This window comes from Rhodococcus sp. OK611 (assembly GCF_003050885.1).
Lineage (GTDB): Bacteria > Actinomycetota > Actinomycetes > Mycobacteriales > Mycobacteriaceae > Rhodococcus_G > Rhodococcus_G oryzae.
Genome location: NZ_QAOZ01000021.1, coordinates 37,366 through 53,742, shown reverse-complemented (window position 1 = coordinate 53,742; position 16,377 = coordinate 37,366). Strand labels below are relative to the sequence as shown.

Annotated in this window: 18 protein-coding genes; 15 read left to right on the top strand and 3 right to left on the bottom strand. The window is 69.9% G+C overall.

The annotated features are described in order from the left end of the window. The first annotated feature begins 97 nt into the window (after positions 1-97). From C8K38_RS23660 to C8K38_RS27310, 3 genes are all read left to right on the top strand, one after another. Positions 98-484, top strand: a complete 387-nt coding sequence (locus C8K38_RS23660) for a DUF3054 domain-containing protein (RefSeq protein WP_257017775.1) — start codon at positions 98-100, stop codon at positions 482-484. 53 nt (positions 485-537) lie between these two features. Next, positions 538-2,007, top strand: a complete 1,470-nt coding sequence (locus tag C8K38_RS23655; RefSeq protein WP_097213877.1) for a peptide MFS transporter — start codon at positions 538-540, stop codon at positions 2,005-2,007. Between the two features lie 113 nt (positions 2,008-2,120). Further along, complete coding sequence (locus C8K38_RS27310; protein WP_027502587.1) at positions 2,121-2,297, top strand: hypothetical protein; 177 nt, start codon at positions 2,121-2,123, stop codon at positions 2,295-2,297. 91 nt (positions 2,298-2,388) lie between these two features. On the opposite strand, the gene C8K38_RS23650 is transcribed toward C8K38_RS27310, so the two are convergent. Next, the gene (locus tag C8K38_RS23650; protein WP_097213876.1) at positions 2,389-4,257 is read right to left on the bottom strand and encodes a penicillin-binding transpeptidase domain-containing protein; all 1,869 of its coding nucleotides are present in this window, start codon (positions 4,255-4,257) and stop codon (positions 2,389-2,391) included. 210 nt (positions 4,258-4,467) lie between these two features. On the opposite strand from C8K38_RS23650, the gene C8K38_RS23645 reads away from it, so the two are divergent. The 4 genes from C8K38_RS23645 to C8K38_RS23630 all read left to right on the top strand — a co-directional run bounded on the left by C8K38_RS23645 (position 4,468) and on the right by C8K38_RS23630 (position 8,713). Beyond that, positions 4,468-4,779, top strand: coding sequence for a hypothetical protein (locus C8K38_RS23645; RefSeq protein WP_097213820.1), 312 nt, complete (start codon positions 4,468-4,470; stop codon positions 4,777-4,779). A 147-nt stretch (positions 4,780-4,926) separates the two neighbouring features. Next, complete coding sequence (locus tag C8K38_RS23640; RefSeq protein WP_097213875.1) at positions 4,927-5,481, top strand: hypothetical protein; 555 nt, start codon at positions 4,927-4,929, stop codon at positions 5,479-5,481. A 165-nt stretch (positions 5,482-5,646) separates the two neighbouring features. Next, positions 5,647-7,236 carry an ABC-F family ATP-binding cassette domain-containing protein gene (locus tag C8K38_RS23635; RefSeq protein WP_097213819.1) on the top strand — a complete coding sequence of 530 codons (1,590 nt, stop codon included), beginning with the start codon at positions 5,647-5,649 and terminating at the stop codon, positions 7,234-7,236. A 64-nt stretch (positions 7,237-7,300) separates the two neighbouring features. Continuing rightward, positions 7,301-8,713 carry an amidase gene (locus tag C8K38_RS23630; RefSeq protein WP_097213818.1) on the top strand — a complete coding sequence of 471 codons (1,413 nt, stop codon included), beginning with the start codon at positions 7,301-7,303 and terminating at the stop codon, positions 8,711-8,713. Positions 8,714-8,734: 21 nt separating this feature from the next. On the opposite strand, the gene C8K38_RS23625 is transcribed toward C8K38_RS23630, so the two are convergent. Next, positions 8,735-9,745 (bottom strand): dimethylarginine dimethylaminohydrolase family protein, encoded by a 1,011-nt coding sequence (locus C8K38_RS23625; protein WP_097213817.1) that lies wholly within the window; start codon positions 9,743-9,745, stop codon positions 8,735-8,737. A 74-nt stretch (positions 9,746-9,819) separates the two neighbouring features. Here C8K38_RS23625 and C8K38_RS23620 point away from each other — a divergent pair, with 74 nt between their 5' ends. After that, the gene (locus C8K38_RS23620; protein WP_097213874.1) at positions 9,820-10,476 is read left to right on the top strand and encodes a M50 family metallopeptidase; all 657 of its coding nucleotides are present in this window, start codon (positions 9,820-9,822) and stop codon (positions 10,474-10,476) included. A 97-nt stretch (positions 10,477-10,573) separates the two neighbouring features. On the opposite strand, the gene C8K38_RS23615 is transcribed toward C8K38_RS23620, so the two are convergent. After that, positions 10,574-12,079, bottom strand: coding sequence for a flavin-containing monooxygenase (locus tag C8K38_RS23615; protein WP_097213816.1), 1,506 nt, complete (start codon positions 12,077-12,079; stop codon positions 10,574-10,576). 120 nt (positions 12,080-12,199) lie between these two features. Here C8K38_RS23615 and C8K38_RS23610 point away from each other — a divergent pair, with 120 nt between their 5' ends. The 7 genes from C8K38_RS23610 (at position 12,200) to C8K38_RS23580 (ending at position 16,375) form a co-directional block, all read left to right on the top strand. Continuing rightward, positions 12,200-12,769, top strand: a complete 570-nt coding sequence (locus C8K38_RS23610) for a TIGR03086 family metal-binding protein (protein ID WP_097213815.1) — start codon at positions 12,200-12,202, stop codon at positions 12,767-12,769. A 110-nt stretch (positions 12,770-12,879) separates the two neighbouring features. After that, the gene (locus tag C8K38_RS23605) at positions 12,880-13,557 is read left to right on the top strand and encodes an energy-coupling factor ABC transporter permease (protein ID WP_097213873.1); all 678 of its coding nucleotides are present in this window, start codon (positions 12,880-12,882) and stop codon (positions 13,555-13,557) included. Continuing rightward, positions 13,554-13,901, top strand: coding sequence for a PDGLE domain-containing protein (locus C8K38_RS23600; protein ID WP_097213814.1), 348 nt, complete (start codon positions 13,554-13,556; stop codon positions 13,899-13,901). Before C8K38_RS23605 ends, C8K38_RS23600 begins: the two co-directional genes overlap by 4 nt. A 2-nt stretch (positions 13,902-13,903) precedes the next feature. Continuing rightward, entirely contained in the window at positions 13,904-14,671 is a 768-nt protein-coding gene (cbiQ, locus tag C8K38_RS23595; RefSeq protein ID WP_097213813.1) for a cobalt ECF transporter T component CbiQ, read from the top strand. Continuing rightward, complete coding sequence (locus tag C8K38_RS23590) at positions 14,668-15,411, top strand: energy-coupling factor ABC transporter ATP-binding protein (RefSeq protein WP_097213812.1); 744 nt, start codon at positions 14,668-14,670, stop codon at positions 15,409-15,411. The genes cbiQ and C8K38_RS23590 overlap by 4 nt, the downstream gene beginning before the upstream one ends. Positions 15,412-15,527: 116 nt before the next feature. Continuing rightward, a complete protein-coding gene (locus tag C8K38_RS23585; protein ID WP_097213811.1) occupies positions 15,528-16,004 on the top strand; it encodes a MarR family winged helix-turn-helix transcriptional regulator in 477 nt (158 codons plus the stop codon). Continuing rightward, positions 16,001-16,375, top strand: coding sequence for a DUF5313 family protein (locus C8K38_RS23580; RefSeq protein WP_077040168.1), 375 nt, complete (start codon positions 16,001-16,003; stop codon positions 16,373-16,375). Before C8K38_RS23585 ends, C8K38_RS23580 begins: the two co-directional genes overlap by 4 nt. The last annotated feature ends 2 nt before the right edge of the window (positions 16,376-16,377 follow it).

The window sequence follows — 16,377 nt, the reverse complement described above, 5'->3', positions numbered from 1 at the left end:
CAAGGTAGGCGGCGGCGAGACCTGCATCACATCAACGTCCCAGTCAGAGGGAACATCCCGGTTCGGCGCCTGGGGATCCGCGGCTTACCCTGGATCCGTGAACAAGCGCCCGCCCGTCCTGGCCGTCCTGGCCGTCGACATAGTCCTGGTGGTCGTGTTCTGCGCGATCGGCCGACGGAGCCACGACGAGGCGAACGCGCTCGCCGGGCTGGCGACCACGGCGTGGCCGTTCCTCGGCGGGCTGGCGGCCGGCTGGCTGGCCAACGAGGCGCTGTACCGCAACAAGTCGTTCCCGGCCTCGGTGGTTCCGGCCGGGGTGATCATCTGGCTGAGCACGGTGGTGGTCGGGATGATCCTTCGGGTCATCGGCGGTCAGGGCACCGCGTTCAGCTTCATCATCGTCGCGACCAGCGTGTTGGCGGCCTTCCTGCTCGGCTGGCGCGCGATCTACGCCGCGGTCCGGAAGCGCTCGGCCGCCGCCTAACGAGTTGGCGTCGAGTCCCACCCCGCACCACCCACTCATGAGAAAGTTTGGCGATGAGCGAAATCACTTCGCCACCCCGTGATCCCAAGGCCGACCGCGGCTTCTTCGGCCAGCCAGTGGCGCTCGCGAACCTGTTCGGCGTCGAGATGTGGGAGCGGTTCTCGTTCTACGGGATGCAGGGCATCCTCATCTACTACCTGTACTACTCGGTGGCCGACGGCGGGCTCGGCATCTCCCAGGCCGCCGCGACCAGCATCGTCGGCGCGTACGGCGGCACCGTCTACCTCTCCACCATCCTCGGTGGCTGGATCGCGGACCGCATCCTTGGGTCCGAGCGCACCCTCTTCTACAGCGCGGTCCTGGTCATGTGCGGCCACATCGCCCTGGCCGTGATCCCGGGCCTGGTGGGCGTCGGGGTCGGCCTGATCGCGATCGCCGTCGGCAGCGGCGGACTCAAGGCGAACGCCACCTCCCTGGTCGGCGACCTGTACGCCGAGAACGACGACCGCCGCGACGCCGGGTTCTCGATCTTCTACATGGGCATCAATCTGGGCGCGCTGGTCGGCCCGCTGCTGACCGGGTGGGCACAGAAGGAGTGGGGCTTCCATGTCGGCTTCGCGCTCGCCGCGATCGGCATGGCGCTGGGCCTGATCCAGTACACGCTCGGCCGCAAGCGGCTCGCCGGGATCGGCGAGCGGCCGCTGAACCCGATGCCGCACGCGCAGCGGCTGCGGTACGCGGCCCTCGGCGCCGTCGCGATCCTCGGGATCCTCGTGCTCTGCCTGATCGGGCTCATCACCACCGACAACCTCTCCGACGTGGTCGTCGGCCTGACGATCGTCGCGTCGATCACCTATTTCCTGGTGATCCTGACCAGCAAGAAGATCACGAGCACCGAGCGCAGCCGCGTCATCGCCTTCATCCCGATGTTCCTGGCCAGCGCCGCGTTCTGGTCCCTGTTCCAGCAGCAGTTCACCGTCGTCGCGATCTACTCCGACAAGCGCCTGGACCGCAACCTGTTCGGCTGGGACTTCCCGGCCTCCTGGGTGCAGTCGATCAACCCGGTCTTCATCATCATCTTCGCGGGCGTGTTCGCGGCGATCTGGACGAAGCTCGGCCCCCGCCAGCCATCCTCACCGCTCAAGTTCGCGGCGGGCACCATCATCATGGGCCTGGCCTTTCTCGCGTTCCTGCCGTTCGCGGGCGGCGGGCCGAACAGCACCCCCCTGTTGGGACTGATGTTCATCCTGCTGCTGTTCACCTTCGCCGAGTTGTTCCTCTCCCCCGTCGGGCTCTCACTGTCGACCAAGTTGGCGCCCAAGGCATTCCACACCCAGATGGTCGCGCTGTTCTTCCTCTCCGTGGCGCTGGGCTCGTCGATGGCGGGCACCCTGGCGAAGTACTACAACGAGAACGACGAGGTGCCGTACTTCACCTGGGTCGGCGCGGCCTCGATCGCGGTCGGCGTCGTGATGATCCTGCTCTCGCCCTGGATCAGCCGGATGATGCGCGGGGTGCACTAGCACCCTCCGGCGGCAGCACCCTTGTGCATGGTGTCGCATCGGGCGGACGATGGTTGGGAGCCATGAGGGGTGGCTCGACCGCAGGTTCGTCCCAATCAAAAGGTGTGAGCACAATGTCCACCAAGATCACGAAAACCCTCGCTGCGACCGCAATCGCCCTGACAGTCGGAGTCTTCGCGGCCCCTGCCGCCTCCGCGAGCGACACCGTGGCCGCTACCCCCGCCCTTGGCTCGGTTGCCCTCTGCTTCAGCGTCCCGCTCGGGTCCGCCGCACTCGTCTGGTGCATCTGAGCCGCGCCGCGAGACGCCCCTGTCGAGCGATCCAGGGGCTAGATCAGCCGTAGAACCGCCGACCCGAACACACCCGTCGGCCGCATCGCCGTCACCGCGGGATCTGGGCCTGAATCGGTCGTAGGAACCGTCCGGCCGCATCGACCGCGGGGGCCGAGCTGTCCGCCCCCGCGACGAACACCGCGAAGGCCACATCGCCGTCGATGCCGACGAACCAGCCGTGCGCGGGGGCGTCACCGACCTCGGCGGTGCCGGTCTTGCCGCGCAGGTCGGCGATGTCCGCGAGCTGGGTGGCGGTGCCCCCTGTAACCGTTTCTCGCATCATGGTCCGCAACTGCTCGGTGACCTGCGGGGGCGCAGGGGCGGGAGTCGTGTTCGCGACGCCCGGCATCCCCGCGACCAGCATCGGCGCGGGCGTGGAGCCCTTGGCGATGGAGGCCGCCACGAGCGCCATCCCGAACGGCGTCGCCGTCACCTGCCCCTGTCCGATCGCGGATTCGACACGCTGCGCCGGGGTGTCCGCGGGCGGCACGCTGCCGGTGACCGTGGTCAGCCCCGGCGTCACGTAGTCCACACCGAGACCGAACTGCAGGGCGGCATGGGGCAGCGCGGTCGGCGGCAGCGCGACCGCGAGCGCGCCCATGGTGGTGTTGCAGGAACGGGCGAACGCGGTGTGCAGCGGCACCGAACCGAGGTCGAAGTTGTCGTCGTTGGGGATGGTGCGGCCCTCGATGTTTGCGCTGCCCGGGCACGGCAGCACAGTGTCGGGGGTGACCGAACCCGATTGCAGCGCTGCGGAAGTGGTGACCGTCTTGAAGGTCGACCCCGGCGGGTACAGGCCGGTCAGCGCGATCGGGCCCTGCGCGGTGGCGGCCGGGTTCTGCGCCACCGCGAGTACCGCCCCCGTGGACGGCCGCAGTGCCACGATCGCGGACTGTTGCGGGAGATCGGCGATGGCCGCCTGGGCTGCGCCCTGGATCGTGGGGTCGAGGGTGGTGGCGATGTCGGGCTGAACCGTGCCGTCTTCACCGGCCAGCCGCTGCGCGGATCCGTTGGCGGACACCAGCTGTACCGCCCAGCCGGCGGAGGCATCCTGGCCCTGCTGCCACAGCTCCCGGAGCCCGTCGAGGGTCGGTGAGGTCATGGCCTTGTCCGCGGTCAGCAGCCGGGCCTGCTTCACCAACTGCACACCGGGGATCGCGGCGAGCCGATCGGCGATCGGCTGGAAGTCCGCGTCCCGCAGCGTGATCGCGGTGACGGTCTTGCCCTGGGATCCGGCCAGGTCCGCCTGCAGCGAGGCCGGGGTGACCGTGGGGGCCACCGGCCCGACCAACTGAGCGACCGCGGCGGCGGTACCGGCCGGGTCTGGGATCGTCGCCGGGTCGAGATTGACCAGGGTGACGGTCTGCTCGGTCATCAGCGGGCGACCTGCGGCGTCGAGCACCTGCGGGGAGCCACCGGCGAGTGTGGTGTAGCGCAGCGTGCTGTCCGCCGTCAGCCCCGGCGCCAGCAGTTGCGGGTCCCATGGGATCTTGCCGCCGTCGGCGACGGCCTGGCCGCCGCCGGTCGTGGTGTAGCTCCAGGACTGTGCCGAGTCGGACTCGGTGGCCGCCGCGGTGGTCGTCGCCCCGGCGCTGGGGATCGTGGTGGATTCCGCCTCGGGTTCGGGTTCGGCGCCGAGGGTCCAGTCCGCGTCGAGGGTGAAGGTGCCCGCGTCGCTGTCGGTGCCCGCGACCACGAAGGTCGCATCCCGGGCGGCGAGGCCGTCGAACATCTGGGTGATCGCGGCCGCCGCGGCCGCCGGGTCGCTGGTGAGGTCCGCGGCCGCCTGCGCGTTCCGCTGGGTGAGCGCGTCGGCGAACTGCTGCGCCGCGATCTCCGTTTCCGACTCGGTCTGCCCGATGGTGCATCCGCCCAGCACCAGCGCCGACACCGCGATCCCCGCCACACTCAGCTTCATCCGCATGGCCTCGAGGTTAGGCGGCCCCGCCGCCGGCGCGCAGTTTTCGCACCTCGCGCGGCCGAGGCGGCGCCGATCCTGGGGTGGCGAGGATCCATTCCCTGGGTGGCCTGCGCCGCACCCTTGGGTCGCTTCTGGGTGATGCCCGGACTGGGCAGAGTTGTCCCTGTCACCGACGCACCTCACCCCCATCACCCCAGGAGATACTGAATGTTCAACGCCCGTCGCACCTTTGCCGTCGTCGCTATCGCAGCCCTTCCGATCCTGAGCGCCTTCGGGGCGGCGTCCGTCGCCAATGCCGAGCCCAGCACCCCCATCGGTCCCAACGGTCCGACGGGGCCGTGCCCGATCGTCAACACCGACGATCAGGGCAACGAAACGGTGATCAACAAGAAGCCCGGCGATGTCAGCCACGGCCTGGTCTGCGGCGCGGACGGCGAATGGCACATGCCGGCGAAGGCAGGCGGCGCCGCCGGTGGTCCCGGGAAGATCCAGACGCAGCCGGGGCTGTCGCAGGGCTAGGAGATCGTTCGCCCCCGCCCCGATCTGGCAAGGACCCCGCATCGATACCGATGCGGGGTCCTTGGCGTCGGGCGACCTCTAGCGCATCCTCAGAAACAGGCGTATGACTGTAATCAAGTAATCATCGCAACCTTAGAGGTGAGCTCGATGGGATACACGGGACACGGCGGCCGCAGGTTCGGGCGGCCCGGCGGCTGGCAGCAGGCGGACACCCCCGACGCGAGCGACGCGAGCGAGTGGTTCGCCGGACGACTACCCGAGGACTGGTTCACCGGACCGGCCGCGGTGGTGGTGGACCGCGAGGAGATCGTCGTCACCGGCGAGCTGCCCGCACCGGAGGAGAACTCCCAGGCAGCCGTCGACGGCCGGATCTCCCGGTTCCGGGAGACCACAAGGGCGGACCGGATGCGGATCGCCGACGAGGCCGAGGCCCGCTACGGGCGCAAGGTGGCCTGGGGCGTCACCGTGGGCGAGCGGCACGTGCTGTTCACCCACCTGGCGGTACCGGTGATGACCCGGCTGCGCCAGCCCGAGCGCCGGGTGCTCGACACCCTGGTCGATGCCGGGGTGGCCCGGTCAAGGGCGGACGCGCTGACCTGGGCGGTCAAGCTCGCGGGTGAGCACAGCGAACAATGGCTCGCCGAGCTGCGCGAGGCGATGGGCCGGGTCGACGAGCTGCGGTCCGAGGGGCCGAACATCTGAGGCGCCGCTCATAATTCCCTTGCCGAACGACCGGTGTCGTCCTATCGTGGTGGCCGTCTTGTTGTCGACGATCGGAGAAGGGCCCTTGCTCATTCAGAGGTAGTGAACGCATCGCGTCGCGTGCTCGTGCACGCCGTCGCCCCGCACCCACCTCTAGGAGCACCCATGGCCCAGCCCTATCTCGCCCTGTCCGATCTCACCTTCAGTTGGCCCGACGGCGACCCCGTCTTCGATGGCCTCGACGCCGCGTTCGGCAGCGGCACAACCGGGCTCGTCGGCCTGAACGGCGCAGGCAAATCCACGCTGCTCCGGCTGATCGCCGGCGAGCTGGCCCCCGACCGCGGTTCGGTGACCGTGCACGGGTCGTTGGCGTACCTGCGCCAGGACCTGGCCCTCGACCCGAACCGACGGGTGGACGCCATTCTCGGCATCGAGTCTGCGCGAAAGGCACTGCACCGCATCGAATCCGGTGCGGGAACGGACGAGGACTTCGCCGTCGCCGCCGGACACTGGGACATCGAGGAACGCGCCGTCGCCACCCTGGACCGACTGGGGCTCGCACACATCGCCCCCTCGACGGAGGCGCTCGGCCGGACCGTCGGCACGCTGTCGGGCGGGGAGACGATGTTGCTCGGCCTCACCGCCGCGCTGCTCGGCGACCCGCAGGTGCTGCTGCTCGACGAGCCGACCAACAACCTCGACCTGGCCGCGAAGGCCCGGTTGTATACGGCGGTCGGACAGTTCCCCGGCACTGCGATCGTCGTCAGCCACGACCGCGAGATGCTCGAGCGGATGGACTCCATCGCCGAGCTGCGCCGCGGGGAGGTGCGGATGTTCGGCGGCAACTTCAGTGCCTACCGGGCCACCGTCGACGCCGAGCAGGAGGCGGCCCGCGCGGCCGTCCGCGACGCCCGCAGCGACGTGCGCAAGCAGGGCCGCGAGCTCGTCGAGGCGCAGACCAAGATCGCGCGCAGGGTGCGGTACGGGAAGAAGATGGAGGGCAGTGTCCCGCGGATCCTGGCCGGCGAGCGCAAGCGCCAGGCCCAGGTGTCGGCGGGCAAGCTCCGCGGCAGCCACATCGACAAGCTGGAGGAGGCCAGGCAGACGCTCACCGAGGCCGAGGAGCTGATCCGCGACGACCGCGAGATCCGAATCGACCTGCCGGACACCGCCGTCCACCCGGGCCAGCAGGTGATCGAGCTCGAGGACGTCACGCTGGCCTGCGGTCCCACGGTGTCGCTCACCGTGTCCGGGCCGGAGCGAATCGCGTTGGTCGGACGGAACGGGATCGGCAAGACCACCCTGCTGCGCGCGATCGCCGATGCGGGCCCGCGGGTGCCATGGCGGTCCCTTCCGCAGCGGCTCGACATCTTCGACGGCGACCGCACGGTGGCGCAGAACGTTGCCGATGCCGCACCGCACGCGACGCCGGAGCAGATCCGGGCGCGGCTGGCCCGGTTCCTGTTTCGCGGCGACGCGGCCGACACGCGGGCCTCGGCGCTGTCCGGCGGGGAACAGCTGCGCGCGGCGCTGGCGATGATCCTGCTCGCCGAGCCTGCGCCGCGACTGCTGATGCTCGACGAACCGACCAACAACCTCGACCTGCCCAGCCTCGCGCACCTCACGTCGGCGCTGGCCGAGTTCCGCGGCGCGCTCGTGGTCGCCAGCCACGACCTGCCGTTCCTCCGGGAGTTCGGGGCGACCCGGTGGCTCGAACTCACCGAGGACGGGCTGCACGAGGTGGATCCGCGTTAATCTCGGAGTCGGCCGGCCACACCGCCTGCCTGCCGTGCCTGCAACCCCGATCCGAGGGCACCCGATGACCGACGACGCACGCATCCACGCCTTCCGCGACGACGCCATCGGCGACCTCGACGCCACCGGCATCGCGGAGCTGATCGCCTCCGGGCAGTTGTCCTCCCACGAGGCGGTGATGGCGTCAGTCGAACGCGCCGAGTCGGTCCGGGACTCGCTCAACGCGATTGCCTTCCCCGACTTCGATCGGGCCCTGACCCGGTCCGCTGGGCCGCACACGGGCGTCTTCGCGGGTGTCCCGACGATCGTCAAGGACAACGTCGACGTCGCGGGCCTGCCGACGAATCACGGCAGCGCGGCGTTCGTGGCACGGCCCGCCCGCGCGGACAGCGACTTCGCCAGGCAGTTCCTGTCCACCGGCGCGGTAGCGATCGGCAAGAGCAGGCTGCCGGAGTTCGGGTTCAGCGCCTCGAACGAGTACGCGACGGCCGAGCCCGTGCACAACCCGTGGAATCCGGCGTTCTCCTCGGGAGCCTCCTCCGGGGGATCCGCGGCGTTGGTCGCGTCCGGGGTACTCCCGTTCGCGCATGCCAACGACGGCGGCGGATCGATCCGGATCCCCGCGGCCGCCTGCGGCCTCGTCGGCCTCAAGCCGACCAGGGGGCGCACTGTCGCGGATCCGGCGGACCGGTCGATGCCGATCCGCATCGTCGCCCAGGGCATGCTGTCGCGGTCGGTCCGGGACACCGCGCGGTTCTATGCCGCGGCCGAAAGCTATTACCGCAACCCGAAACTCCCACCCATCCGGCTCGTCGAGGGCCCCGGCCGCACCCGCCTACGCATCGGCGTGATCATCGATTCGATCACCGGCATCCCGACCGACGACGAGACCCGGGCCTCCGTCACCGCGACCGCGAATCTGCTCGACGAGCTCGGCCACCATGTCGAGGAGGCGCCACTGCCGGTCGATCGGTCGTTCGTCGAGGACTTCTCGAACTACTGGGGGTTCCTGTCGTTCGCGATCTGTGCGGGCGGAAAGCGGATGCTCGGCCCGGACTTCGACAAGTCCAAGACCGACAATCTCACCCGCGGGCTGGATGCGATGTACCGCAAGAACATCGCGAAGACGCCGCAGGTGCTGTACCGGCTGCGGCGCACCCATCGGCAGTACGCGGAGGTGTTCCAGAAGTACGACGTGCTGCTCTCGCCCGTCCTCGCGCACACCACCCCGAAGCTCGGATACCTGTCTCCGGCACAGAGTTTCGAGGAACTGTTCACCAAGCTGGTGAACTACACCGCGTTCACCCCGCTGAACAACGCGTCCGGCGGACCCGCCATCTCGCTGCCGCTGCACGAGACCGCTGCGGGGCTGCCGCTTGCCTCGCATTTCTCGGCCGACCACGGCGACGAGCGGACCCTGCTCGAGCTCGCGTTCGAGCTGGAGGAGGCCCGTCCGTGGCGGCGGATCCAGGACTGACACCGACCGACGGGGCGCGGCTCACTCCCGCCGCAGCGGCTGGGTGGTGCACCGGAACGACCCGCCGAAGCCGCGGGTGATCGCGAAGTCCACGTATTCGACGGTGACGCCGTGCGCGGCGATCCGGTCACCAATGTGTCGGAAGGCCGGATCGGTGACGTAGACCTCCGGACTGATGGGCAGACCGTTGGTGCCGAGGTCGATACCGTCTCTCTCGCTGATCTCGATCCGCTCCCAGCCGCGCAGCGCGGCGGGCAGGCCGTCGAGGAGTGCGTCCGGGCACGCGACCAGCAAGCCCTCCCGGATCAGGCCGAGGGCACAGTCGAGGTGCAGGAAGTTCGGCGCGAGCCGGACGGTTTCCACGGTGTAGCCCAGTGGGGTGAGCAGCTTCTCCAGCCAGCGGATCCCGAGGGCGTTGGACGCCAGCCCGGAGCTGCCGACGAAGACGCTCTTGTCGTACACGAGCACGTCGCCACCCTCGAGGAAGGGCCCGGTGCCCAGGTCGCCCGGCGCCCCGTCGGGAACCGCAGGCTGCGGCAGCGCCAGGTAGGAACAGCGCCCCTCGAGCGCCCTGGCGGTGAGGAGGTCGCGGCTGGGCAGCACCTCGCGTCGGCGGTGGGGCAGCCTCAGGTTCCCCTCGATGACGATGTCTCCGATGGTGAACCAGGGGTCGCGGACGAAGAAGTTCGCGTAGCCCTTGGAGCCCCCGGCCGCCTTCTCGGTGTCGGTCAGCATCCGCGGCCGCAGGACCTCCACACCGTGGCGTTCGAACACCGAGCACAGGTTCTCGCGTTCGGCTTCCCAGAGCCGCTGGCGGTCGGGATAGACATCACCGTGATCGCGACCGAGCATGCGCTCGAGGATCGGCAGCGCCTCGGGAGCGAGGAACGACGCCTCGCTGTCCGACATCTCGTCCGGAGCGCGGAACTGCGACCGGGCGACGGCGACCGTCCGGAGCGGCGCGAACTCACTGCGCACCATGACTCGGCCATGGTCGGCCACTGCTGCGGTCGACTCCGTGACGGCTTCCATCGAGTCCCTCCACCCTCAGACATCGTGACCGGTACCGATGCTAGTTGGCCGCGGCGGCCTGGCACCCTGGTCGGGTGAACTCGTACTGGGCGCAGTGGTCGGCCTACCTCCCCATCGCCATCGCCGCCGCCATGGTCCTCTTCGGTCCGTTGTGGTCGTTGACCCGGCACGCGGTGACGCTCGTACACGAGGCCGGGCACGCGATCGCCGCTGTCGTGACGGGCCGACGGCTCACCGGGATCCGGCTGCACTCGGACACCTCGGGCCTCACGCTCTCGCGCGGCAAGCCACGCGGCCCCGGCATGGTGCTCACCGCTGCGGCCGGCTTCCTGGCGCCCTCGCTGCTCGGACTGGCAGGCGCGCTCCTGATCGCGGCAGGCCAGCTCCCGGTACTGCTGTGGGGCGCGGTCGCGCTGATCGTCGCGATGGTGCCGTTCATCCGCAACGTCTTCGGGCTGCTGGTGCTGGTGGTCTGCGGATCGGCGATCGGCGTCGTCGCGTACTACGGATCCCCCACGCTGCAGCTGCATTTCGCGTACACCGCGATCTGGCTGCTGCTGTTCGGCAACCTGCACACCATCGTCGAGGCCGCCCGCACCCGTTCCGGCCGTTCGGATCTCGACCAGCTGCGGTCACTGAGCCACCTGCCGCGGTTCGTGTGGGTGCTGCTGCTGGTGGCCGTCGCTGTCGGGACCGGGGTGCTGGCGTGGCGGGCGCAGTATCTCGGCTAGCAGCCGTCCCCGCACACCTTCTGGCGAGAACGCACACCCTTTGTACGTCCACAAGGGGTGCGACCTTGCCAAAGAGTGTGCGACGCCGACCCCGCGCTCACTCCGCCGCCTCGTACGGCCGCATCGTGTAGTCGTCGAGCGGGAAGCTCCTCGCCTCCCGGAACGCGTTGACCGTCGAGGTCGGGCGCAGGATCGCCGCCTCCCCGTGCTGGTTGAAGTAGTAGCTGCGCGCGGTCTGGCAGCTGCCGCCGTAGAACACCGAGTCGTCCAGCTTCTCGGTCATCCGGTCCAGGAAGCCGGCATTCGCCTGCTCGGTCACCTCGAAGACGTCGGCGCCGCGCCGCCGCAGCTCACCGAACAGCCGGTTCATGTGCGCCATCTGCGACTCGATGGTGGTGAAGTACGAAAGCCCGCTGTAGGAGTACGGGCTGGCCAGGCTCAGGAAGTTTGGGAAGTGCGGCACCGCCACCCCCTCGTACGCCTGGAACCGATTGTCCCGCCACCACTTACCGAGGTTGCGCTCCTCCCGACCGATCACCTCGATGGCCGGGAAGTTCACGTCCCACAGGTTGAAGCCGGTCGCAAGGACCAGCGTGTCGATCTCGGTCTTGCGTCCGTCCGCGGTGACGATGCCGTCGGGCTCGATGCGCTCGATCGAGTCCGTCTCGAGGTGCACGTGCGGCTTGGTGAAGGTGCTGTAGTAGCTGTTGGAGAAGGTCGGCCGCTTGCAGCCGAAGTCGTAGTCCGGGGTCAGCTGACGGCGCAGCTTCGGGTCACGGACCTTCGCGCGCAGGAAGATTCGCGAGACCGCCGCGGCGCCCTTGTTCAGCAGCTTGGTCTGCCGGTAGTGCAGCACGGCGCTCACCATCACCGCCTCGAGGATCCCCGAGCTCACCCCGCGGGCCGCGCGCTGGACCGCGGGCACCCGGGCGAACAGCCGCTGCACCGGACCCGGGATGGGGGTGTCCACCTTCGGCAGCACCCAGATCGGGGTCCGCTGGTACACCGTCAGGGCGGCGGCCTTGCGGGCCACCTCGGGGATGAGCTGGACCGCGGTCGCCCCTGTGCCGATGATCGCGGTGCGCGTACCCCTCAGGTCGTAGCTGTCGTCCCATGCCGTCGTGTGGATGACCTTGCCCTCGAACGAATCGATGCCGGGGATGTCGGGCTTGTGCGGCTGCGACAGGAACCCGGTCGCGGTGAGCAGGTATTTCGCGGTGACCAGTTCGCCGCCCTCGATCGCGACCTCCCACCGCTGCGCGTCCTCGTCCCAGCGGGCACCCTCGACGACCGCACCGAAGCGCATGTGGCGGCGCAGGTCGTACTTGTCCGCGACGTGCTCGGCGTACCGCTTGAGCTCGGCGCCCGGCGCGAACAGCCGCGACCAGTGCGGGTTCGGCTCGAAGGAGTAGGAGTACGTCACGGAGGCGATGTCGACGGCGAGACCCGGGTAGCGGTTCACGTGCCAGGTGCCGCCGAGGTCGTCCTCGCGTTCGAGGATCGCGAGGTCGGCCAGGCCGAGCCGCTTGAGCTGGATAGCGGCACCCATGCCGCCGAATCCGGCACCGACGATCACCGCGTCGTACTGCACGTTCTGGTCCACAGGTCCAACCCCTTCGCCGATGTGCGTTACAGCCAGTATCACGCACTTTCCGCGGCGGCAACACCCCCCTTCGGCTGCACACGGGTTCCAAAACCCTCCTCGCGGTGGTATGCCGGAACAATGACCGCGACGATCGACGACCTCGACCGGGCACTCGACGCGACGGGCACGCTGGTAGCCGGCGTCGCCGACGACCAGTGGTCCGCACCCACACCCTGCACCGGGTGGTCCATCCGCGACGTCGTCAACCACGTGACGGCAGGCAACCACCTGTTTGCCTCGTCCCTGCGGGGCAAACCGCTGCCCGTCACCGTCGTGGGCGCGCCACCCGACCTGCTCGGTCCGGACCCCGCGGGCTCCTTTCACGCCTCTGCCGACGCACTGGTGCAGGCATTCGCCCTGCCGGGGGTGCTGGACCGGGAGATCACCCTGCCGATGGGTCAGGTTCCGGCCGTGCAGGCCCTGAACATGCGCATCACCGAGATGCTCGCGCACGGCTGGGATCTCGCTCGCGCGTCGGGGCAGACGCCGCGCTACCCCGACTCGGTGATCGAGGACCAGATCGCCTTCAGCCGGGTACTGCTGCCGAATCTCCCGGCAGGACGTACCCCGTTCGCACCGTCACGGCCGGTGCCCGAGGACGCTTCGCCCCTCGACCGACTGGCCGCGCTCCTCGGCCGGACTCCATGACCCGTCGGCCGTTCGGCAGCCCTTGTTACGTTCATTTGAACAACTGAGCAATTGTTGAGATGGCTGGTTATGCTCCGCCCGTGAACAGCCCGAACGACGCCGTCCTCGCGATGCACATGAGCGACGGCCTGGTGGACGCGCCGACCTCGCTGCTGTTCGGGTTCGTCGCGGTCGCGGGCATCACCGTGGCCGCATGGAAGGCCCGAACCGAACTCGACGAGCGGACCGCGCCGATGGCCGGCCTGGTGGCCGCGTTCATATTCGCGGTGCAGATGGTGAACTTCCCGATCCTGCCCGGTGCCAGCGGCCACCTGCTCGGCGGCGCCCTGGCGGCCATCCTGGTCGGCCCCTACACCGGCGCGTTGTGCGTGGCCATCGTGCTCGTGGTGCAGGCGCTGCTCTTCGCGGACGGCGGCATCACCGCGCTCGGCACCAACATCACGAACATGGCACTGATCGGCGTCGGGGTCGGCTACGCGGCGGCCGTCGCCCTGCGGCCCCTGCGCCGCCGGTTCGGCGATGCCGGCCTCGCCGCACTGGCTTTCGTTGCCGCGCTGGCGAACACGCTGGCGGCCGCGTCCGGGTTCCTGCTCGAGTACGCGCTCGGCGGCGCCGGGGAGACGACGCTCGACACCGTCGCCTGGTACATGCTCGGCACCCACACCCTGATCGGGGTCGGCGAAGGCCTGATAACCGCGCTCACCGTGGTCGCCGTCGCCAGGGCCCGGCCCGACCTGGTGTACCTGCTGCGCACCGCGCCCCGACCGACCACGGAGGTACCGGCATGACATCCCGAAGGTCCTGGTTCCTGGCCGGTTTCGCCGTCGTCGCCCTGTTGATCGCCGGCGTCGTCAGCTACCTCGCCAGCTCGAGTCCCGACGGCCTGGACTCCACCACCCTGCGCGGCTGCACCGTCATCGAGACGGCGGCGGGCGAGGAGCTGACCGGCACCTGCATCGCGCAGCACGCCGGGGAGCACCACCTCGCCGACGGACCACTCGCGGACTACACCGTCGCGGGCAACGACAACCTGTCCGGAATCGCCGGGATCCTGGGCGCCACCGCGACGTTCGCGGTCGCGGGCGGCCTGTTCTGGCTGATCGCCCGCTCGGGCCGCACCCGCAGGACCTGACGATGGGCGCCGGTCACGCCCACCCGCTGTACCGCGCGGACGACTCCCCCGTGCACCGGTTGCCGGTCGAGGTGAAGATCGTCGCGGCGACGGTGGGGGTCTTCGCGGTGGTCGCGACGCCGCGCGAACAGATGTGGGCCTTCGGCCTGTATGCCCTTGTCCTGCTGGCAGTGTGGCAGATCGCCCGGATCCCGCTGCGCTGGATCGCGCCACGGATGCTGATCGAGGCGCCGTTCGTCGTGCTCGCGGCGCTGCTCCCGTTCGGAGAGGGCGCCGAGCGCGTGCGATGGGCGGGACTGTCGCTGTCGGTCGCCGGCCTGTACGCGGCGTGGGGCATCCTGATCAAGGGCACCCTCGGGGTCCTCACCTCGCTGACCCTCGCGGCCACCACCCGGACCGCGGACCTGCCGCTGGGACTGACCCGACTGCGGGTGCCCGCCCTCGTCACCACGGTCGTCGTCCTGATGCTGCGCTACGTGGATCTGCTTGCCGCGGAGGCGAATCGGATGCGGATCGCGCGAATCTCCCGCGGTGACGATCCCCGCACCCTGCGACAGATCGGCGCCACCGCACGCGGGGTGGGTGGGCTGTTCCTCCGGACCTACGAGCGCGGCGAGCGGGTCCACCTGGCCATGGCATCGCGCGGGTTCACCGGCGCCATGCCCGATCTCGGTGCACCCGCGGCCACCGCGCGCGGCTGGCTGCTCGGCCTCACCCCCGCCGTCGGCGCGGTCGCCGTCTGCCTGACGGCCCTGGCGGTGGCCGGATGAGCCCGACGGCGGCGGTGCGGGTGCGCGACCTGGGCTTCGCCTACCCCGACGGCCGGATCGCGCTGCGCGGCATCGACCTGGAAGTCGCTGTCGGCGAGCGGATTGCGCTGCTCGGCCCCAACGGCGCAGGCAAGACCACCCTCATGCTGCAGTTGAACGGGGTGCTCTCCCCCACCGCGGGCCACGTCGAGATCGGCGGCAACCGGGTCGAGCGGGGCACCCTGCGCGAGGCCAGGCGTCGGGTCGGGATCGTCTTCCAGGACCCGGACGATCAGCTGTTCATGCCGACGGTCGCGCAGGACGTCGCGTTCGGTCCGGCGAACTTCGGCGTCACCGGCGACGAGCTGCGCGCGCGGGTGTCCGATGCGCTGGCGGCGGTCGGCATGAGCGAGCACGCCGATCGGTCACCGTCGCACCTGTCCGGCGGGCAACGTCGGCGGGCCGCCCTGGCCACGGTGCTGGCGTGCAGGCCGGACGTGCTGGTACTCGACGAGCCGTCCGCGAATCTCGACCCGGTGGCCCGCCGCGAGCTGGCCGAGGTGCTGCTCGGGCTGGACACCACCCTGATGCTGGTCACCCACGACCTGCCCTACGCCGCGCAGCTGTGCGACCGCGCGGTGATCATCGACGACGGCGGGCTGGTGGCGGACGGCCCGGTGCTCGAGCTGCTCGCGGACGCGGAGCTGCTGGGCCGACACCGGCTGGAGTTGCCGTGGGGGTTCGAGGTCCCGCACGGCTGACGGCGCCCGGATTGCCGAGTGTGCACCTACCGGCTCGCCCTCTCGGGCGATGCCCCGGCAGGTGCACACTCGGCGGAGTTAGTTAGTGCGCGATCTATTCGTGTACGCTCTACTGCATGTCCACCGTCGAACAGTCACCGGCGACCGGGGTCGACCCGCTCGCCCTCGACCGCCAGGTCTGCTTCGCGCTGGCCGTCGCCAATCGCGCGGTGCTCTCGGTGTACCGCCCGCTGCTCGAGCCGATGGGCCTGACGCACCCGCAGTACCTGGTGATGCTCGCCCTCTGGGGCGAGGCGCCGATGTCGGTGAAGGCGATCGGCAGCGCCCTGCAGCTCGATTCCCCTACGCTCTCGCCGCTACTCAAGCGGCTCGAGGGGTCGGGCCTGATCACCAGGTCCCGCAGCAGCGAGGACGAGCGGCAACTGGTCGTCGACCTGACCGAGGCCGGGCGGGCCATGCGCGCCCAGGCGGAGCTGATTCCGCCCGCGGTGGTCGAGCGCCTCGGCGTCGGCCTACCCGAGCTCGAGGAGCTGCACGACGTTCTCACCCGGATCAACCGGGCCGCACTCAAGGCAGGAGCACTGAATCAATGAGCGCCACCCGACCGAACCCGATTCAGTGGATCGCGTACGCCTGCGGCGCCAAGCTGCCCGCCTCCATGAACGACTGGGTGCTCAACGACATCACCGGCGACCACTACGTCGCCCGGCACCTCGTCCGCGCGATGGTGCCGTTCATCCCGCTGTTCGTGATCTTCATGCTCTTCCCGGGGCCGCTGTGGCTGCGGGGGTCGATGGTCCTGCTCGGGATCCTGCTGGCGTTGTTCTACTCGGTCGTCTACATCCACCAGAACCGCGCGCGGCGCCTGCAGAAGAACGGCCTGCCCATGGACCTGGACAACCCGCGCCGCAAGGCTGCCCGCGAGGCCGAGGAGGACGCCTACCGCCGCCTGTGGGCTCGGTAGGC

Bases quoted from the DNA above. Each gene is read 5' to 3' on its own strand.
- cbiQ (WP_097213813.1), top strand. From the start codon at position 13,904: ATGGGCGCCGGTCACGCCCACCCGCTGTACCGCGCGGACGACTCCCCC.
- C8K38_RS23610 (WP_097213815.1), top strand. From the start codon at position 12,200: ATGACCGCGACGATCGACGACCTCGACCGGGCACTCGACGCGACGGGC.
- C8K38_RS23640 (WP_097213875.1), top strand. From the start codon at position 4,927: ATGGGATACACGGGACACGGCGGCCGCAGGTTCGGGCGGCCCGGCGGC.
- C8K38_RS23625 (WP_097213817.1), bottom strand. From the start codon at position 9,745: ATGGAAGCCGTCACGGAGTCGACCGCAGCAGTGGCCGACCATGGCCGA.
- C8K38_RS23580 (WP_077040168.1), top strand. From the start codon at position 16,001: ATGAGCGCCACCCGACCGAACCCGATTCAGTGGATCGCGTACGCCTGC.
- C8K38_RS23585 (WP_097213811.1), top strand. From the start codon at position 15,528: ATGTCCACCGTCGAACAGTCACCGGCGACCGGGGTCGACCCGCTCGCC.
- C8K38_RS23645 (WP_097213820.1), top strand. From the start codon at position 4,468: ATGTTCAACGCCCGTCGCACCTTTGCCGTCGTCGCTATCGCAGCCCTT.
- C8K38_RS23650 (WP_097213876.1), bottom strand. From the start codon at position 4,257: ATGAAGCTGAGTGTGGCGGGGATCGCGGTGTCGGCGCTGGTGCTGGGC.
- C8K38_RS23630 (WP_097213818.1), top strand. From the start codon at position 7,301: ATGACCGACGACGCACGCATCCACGCCTTCCGCGACGACGCCATCGGC.
- C8K38_RS23605 (WP_097213873.1), top strand. From the start codon at position 12,880: ATGCACATGAGCGACGGCCTGGTGGACGCGCCGACCTCGCTGCTGTTC.
- C8K38_RS23600 (WP_097213814.1), top strand. From the start codon at position 13,554: ATGACATCCCGAAGGTCCTGGTTCCTGGCCGGTTTCGCCGTCGTCGCC.
- C8K38_RS23590 (WP_097213812.1), top strand. From the start codon at position 14,668: ATGAGCCCGACGGCGGCGGTGCGGGTGCGCGACCTGGGCTTCGCCTAC.
- C8K38_RS23635 (WP_097213819.1), top strand. From the start codon at position 5,647: ATGGCCCAGCCCTATCTCGCCCTGTCCGATCTCACCTTCAGTTGGCCC.
- C8K38_RS27310 (WP_027502587.1), top strand. From the start codon at position 2,121: ATGTCCACCAAGATCACGAAAACCCTCGCTGCGACCGCAATCGCCCTG.
- C8K38_RS23655 (WP_097213877.1), top strand. From the start codon at position 538: ATGAGCGAAATCACTTCGCCACCCCGTGATCCCAAGGCCGACCGCGGC.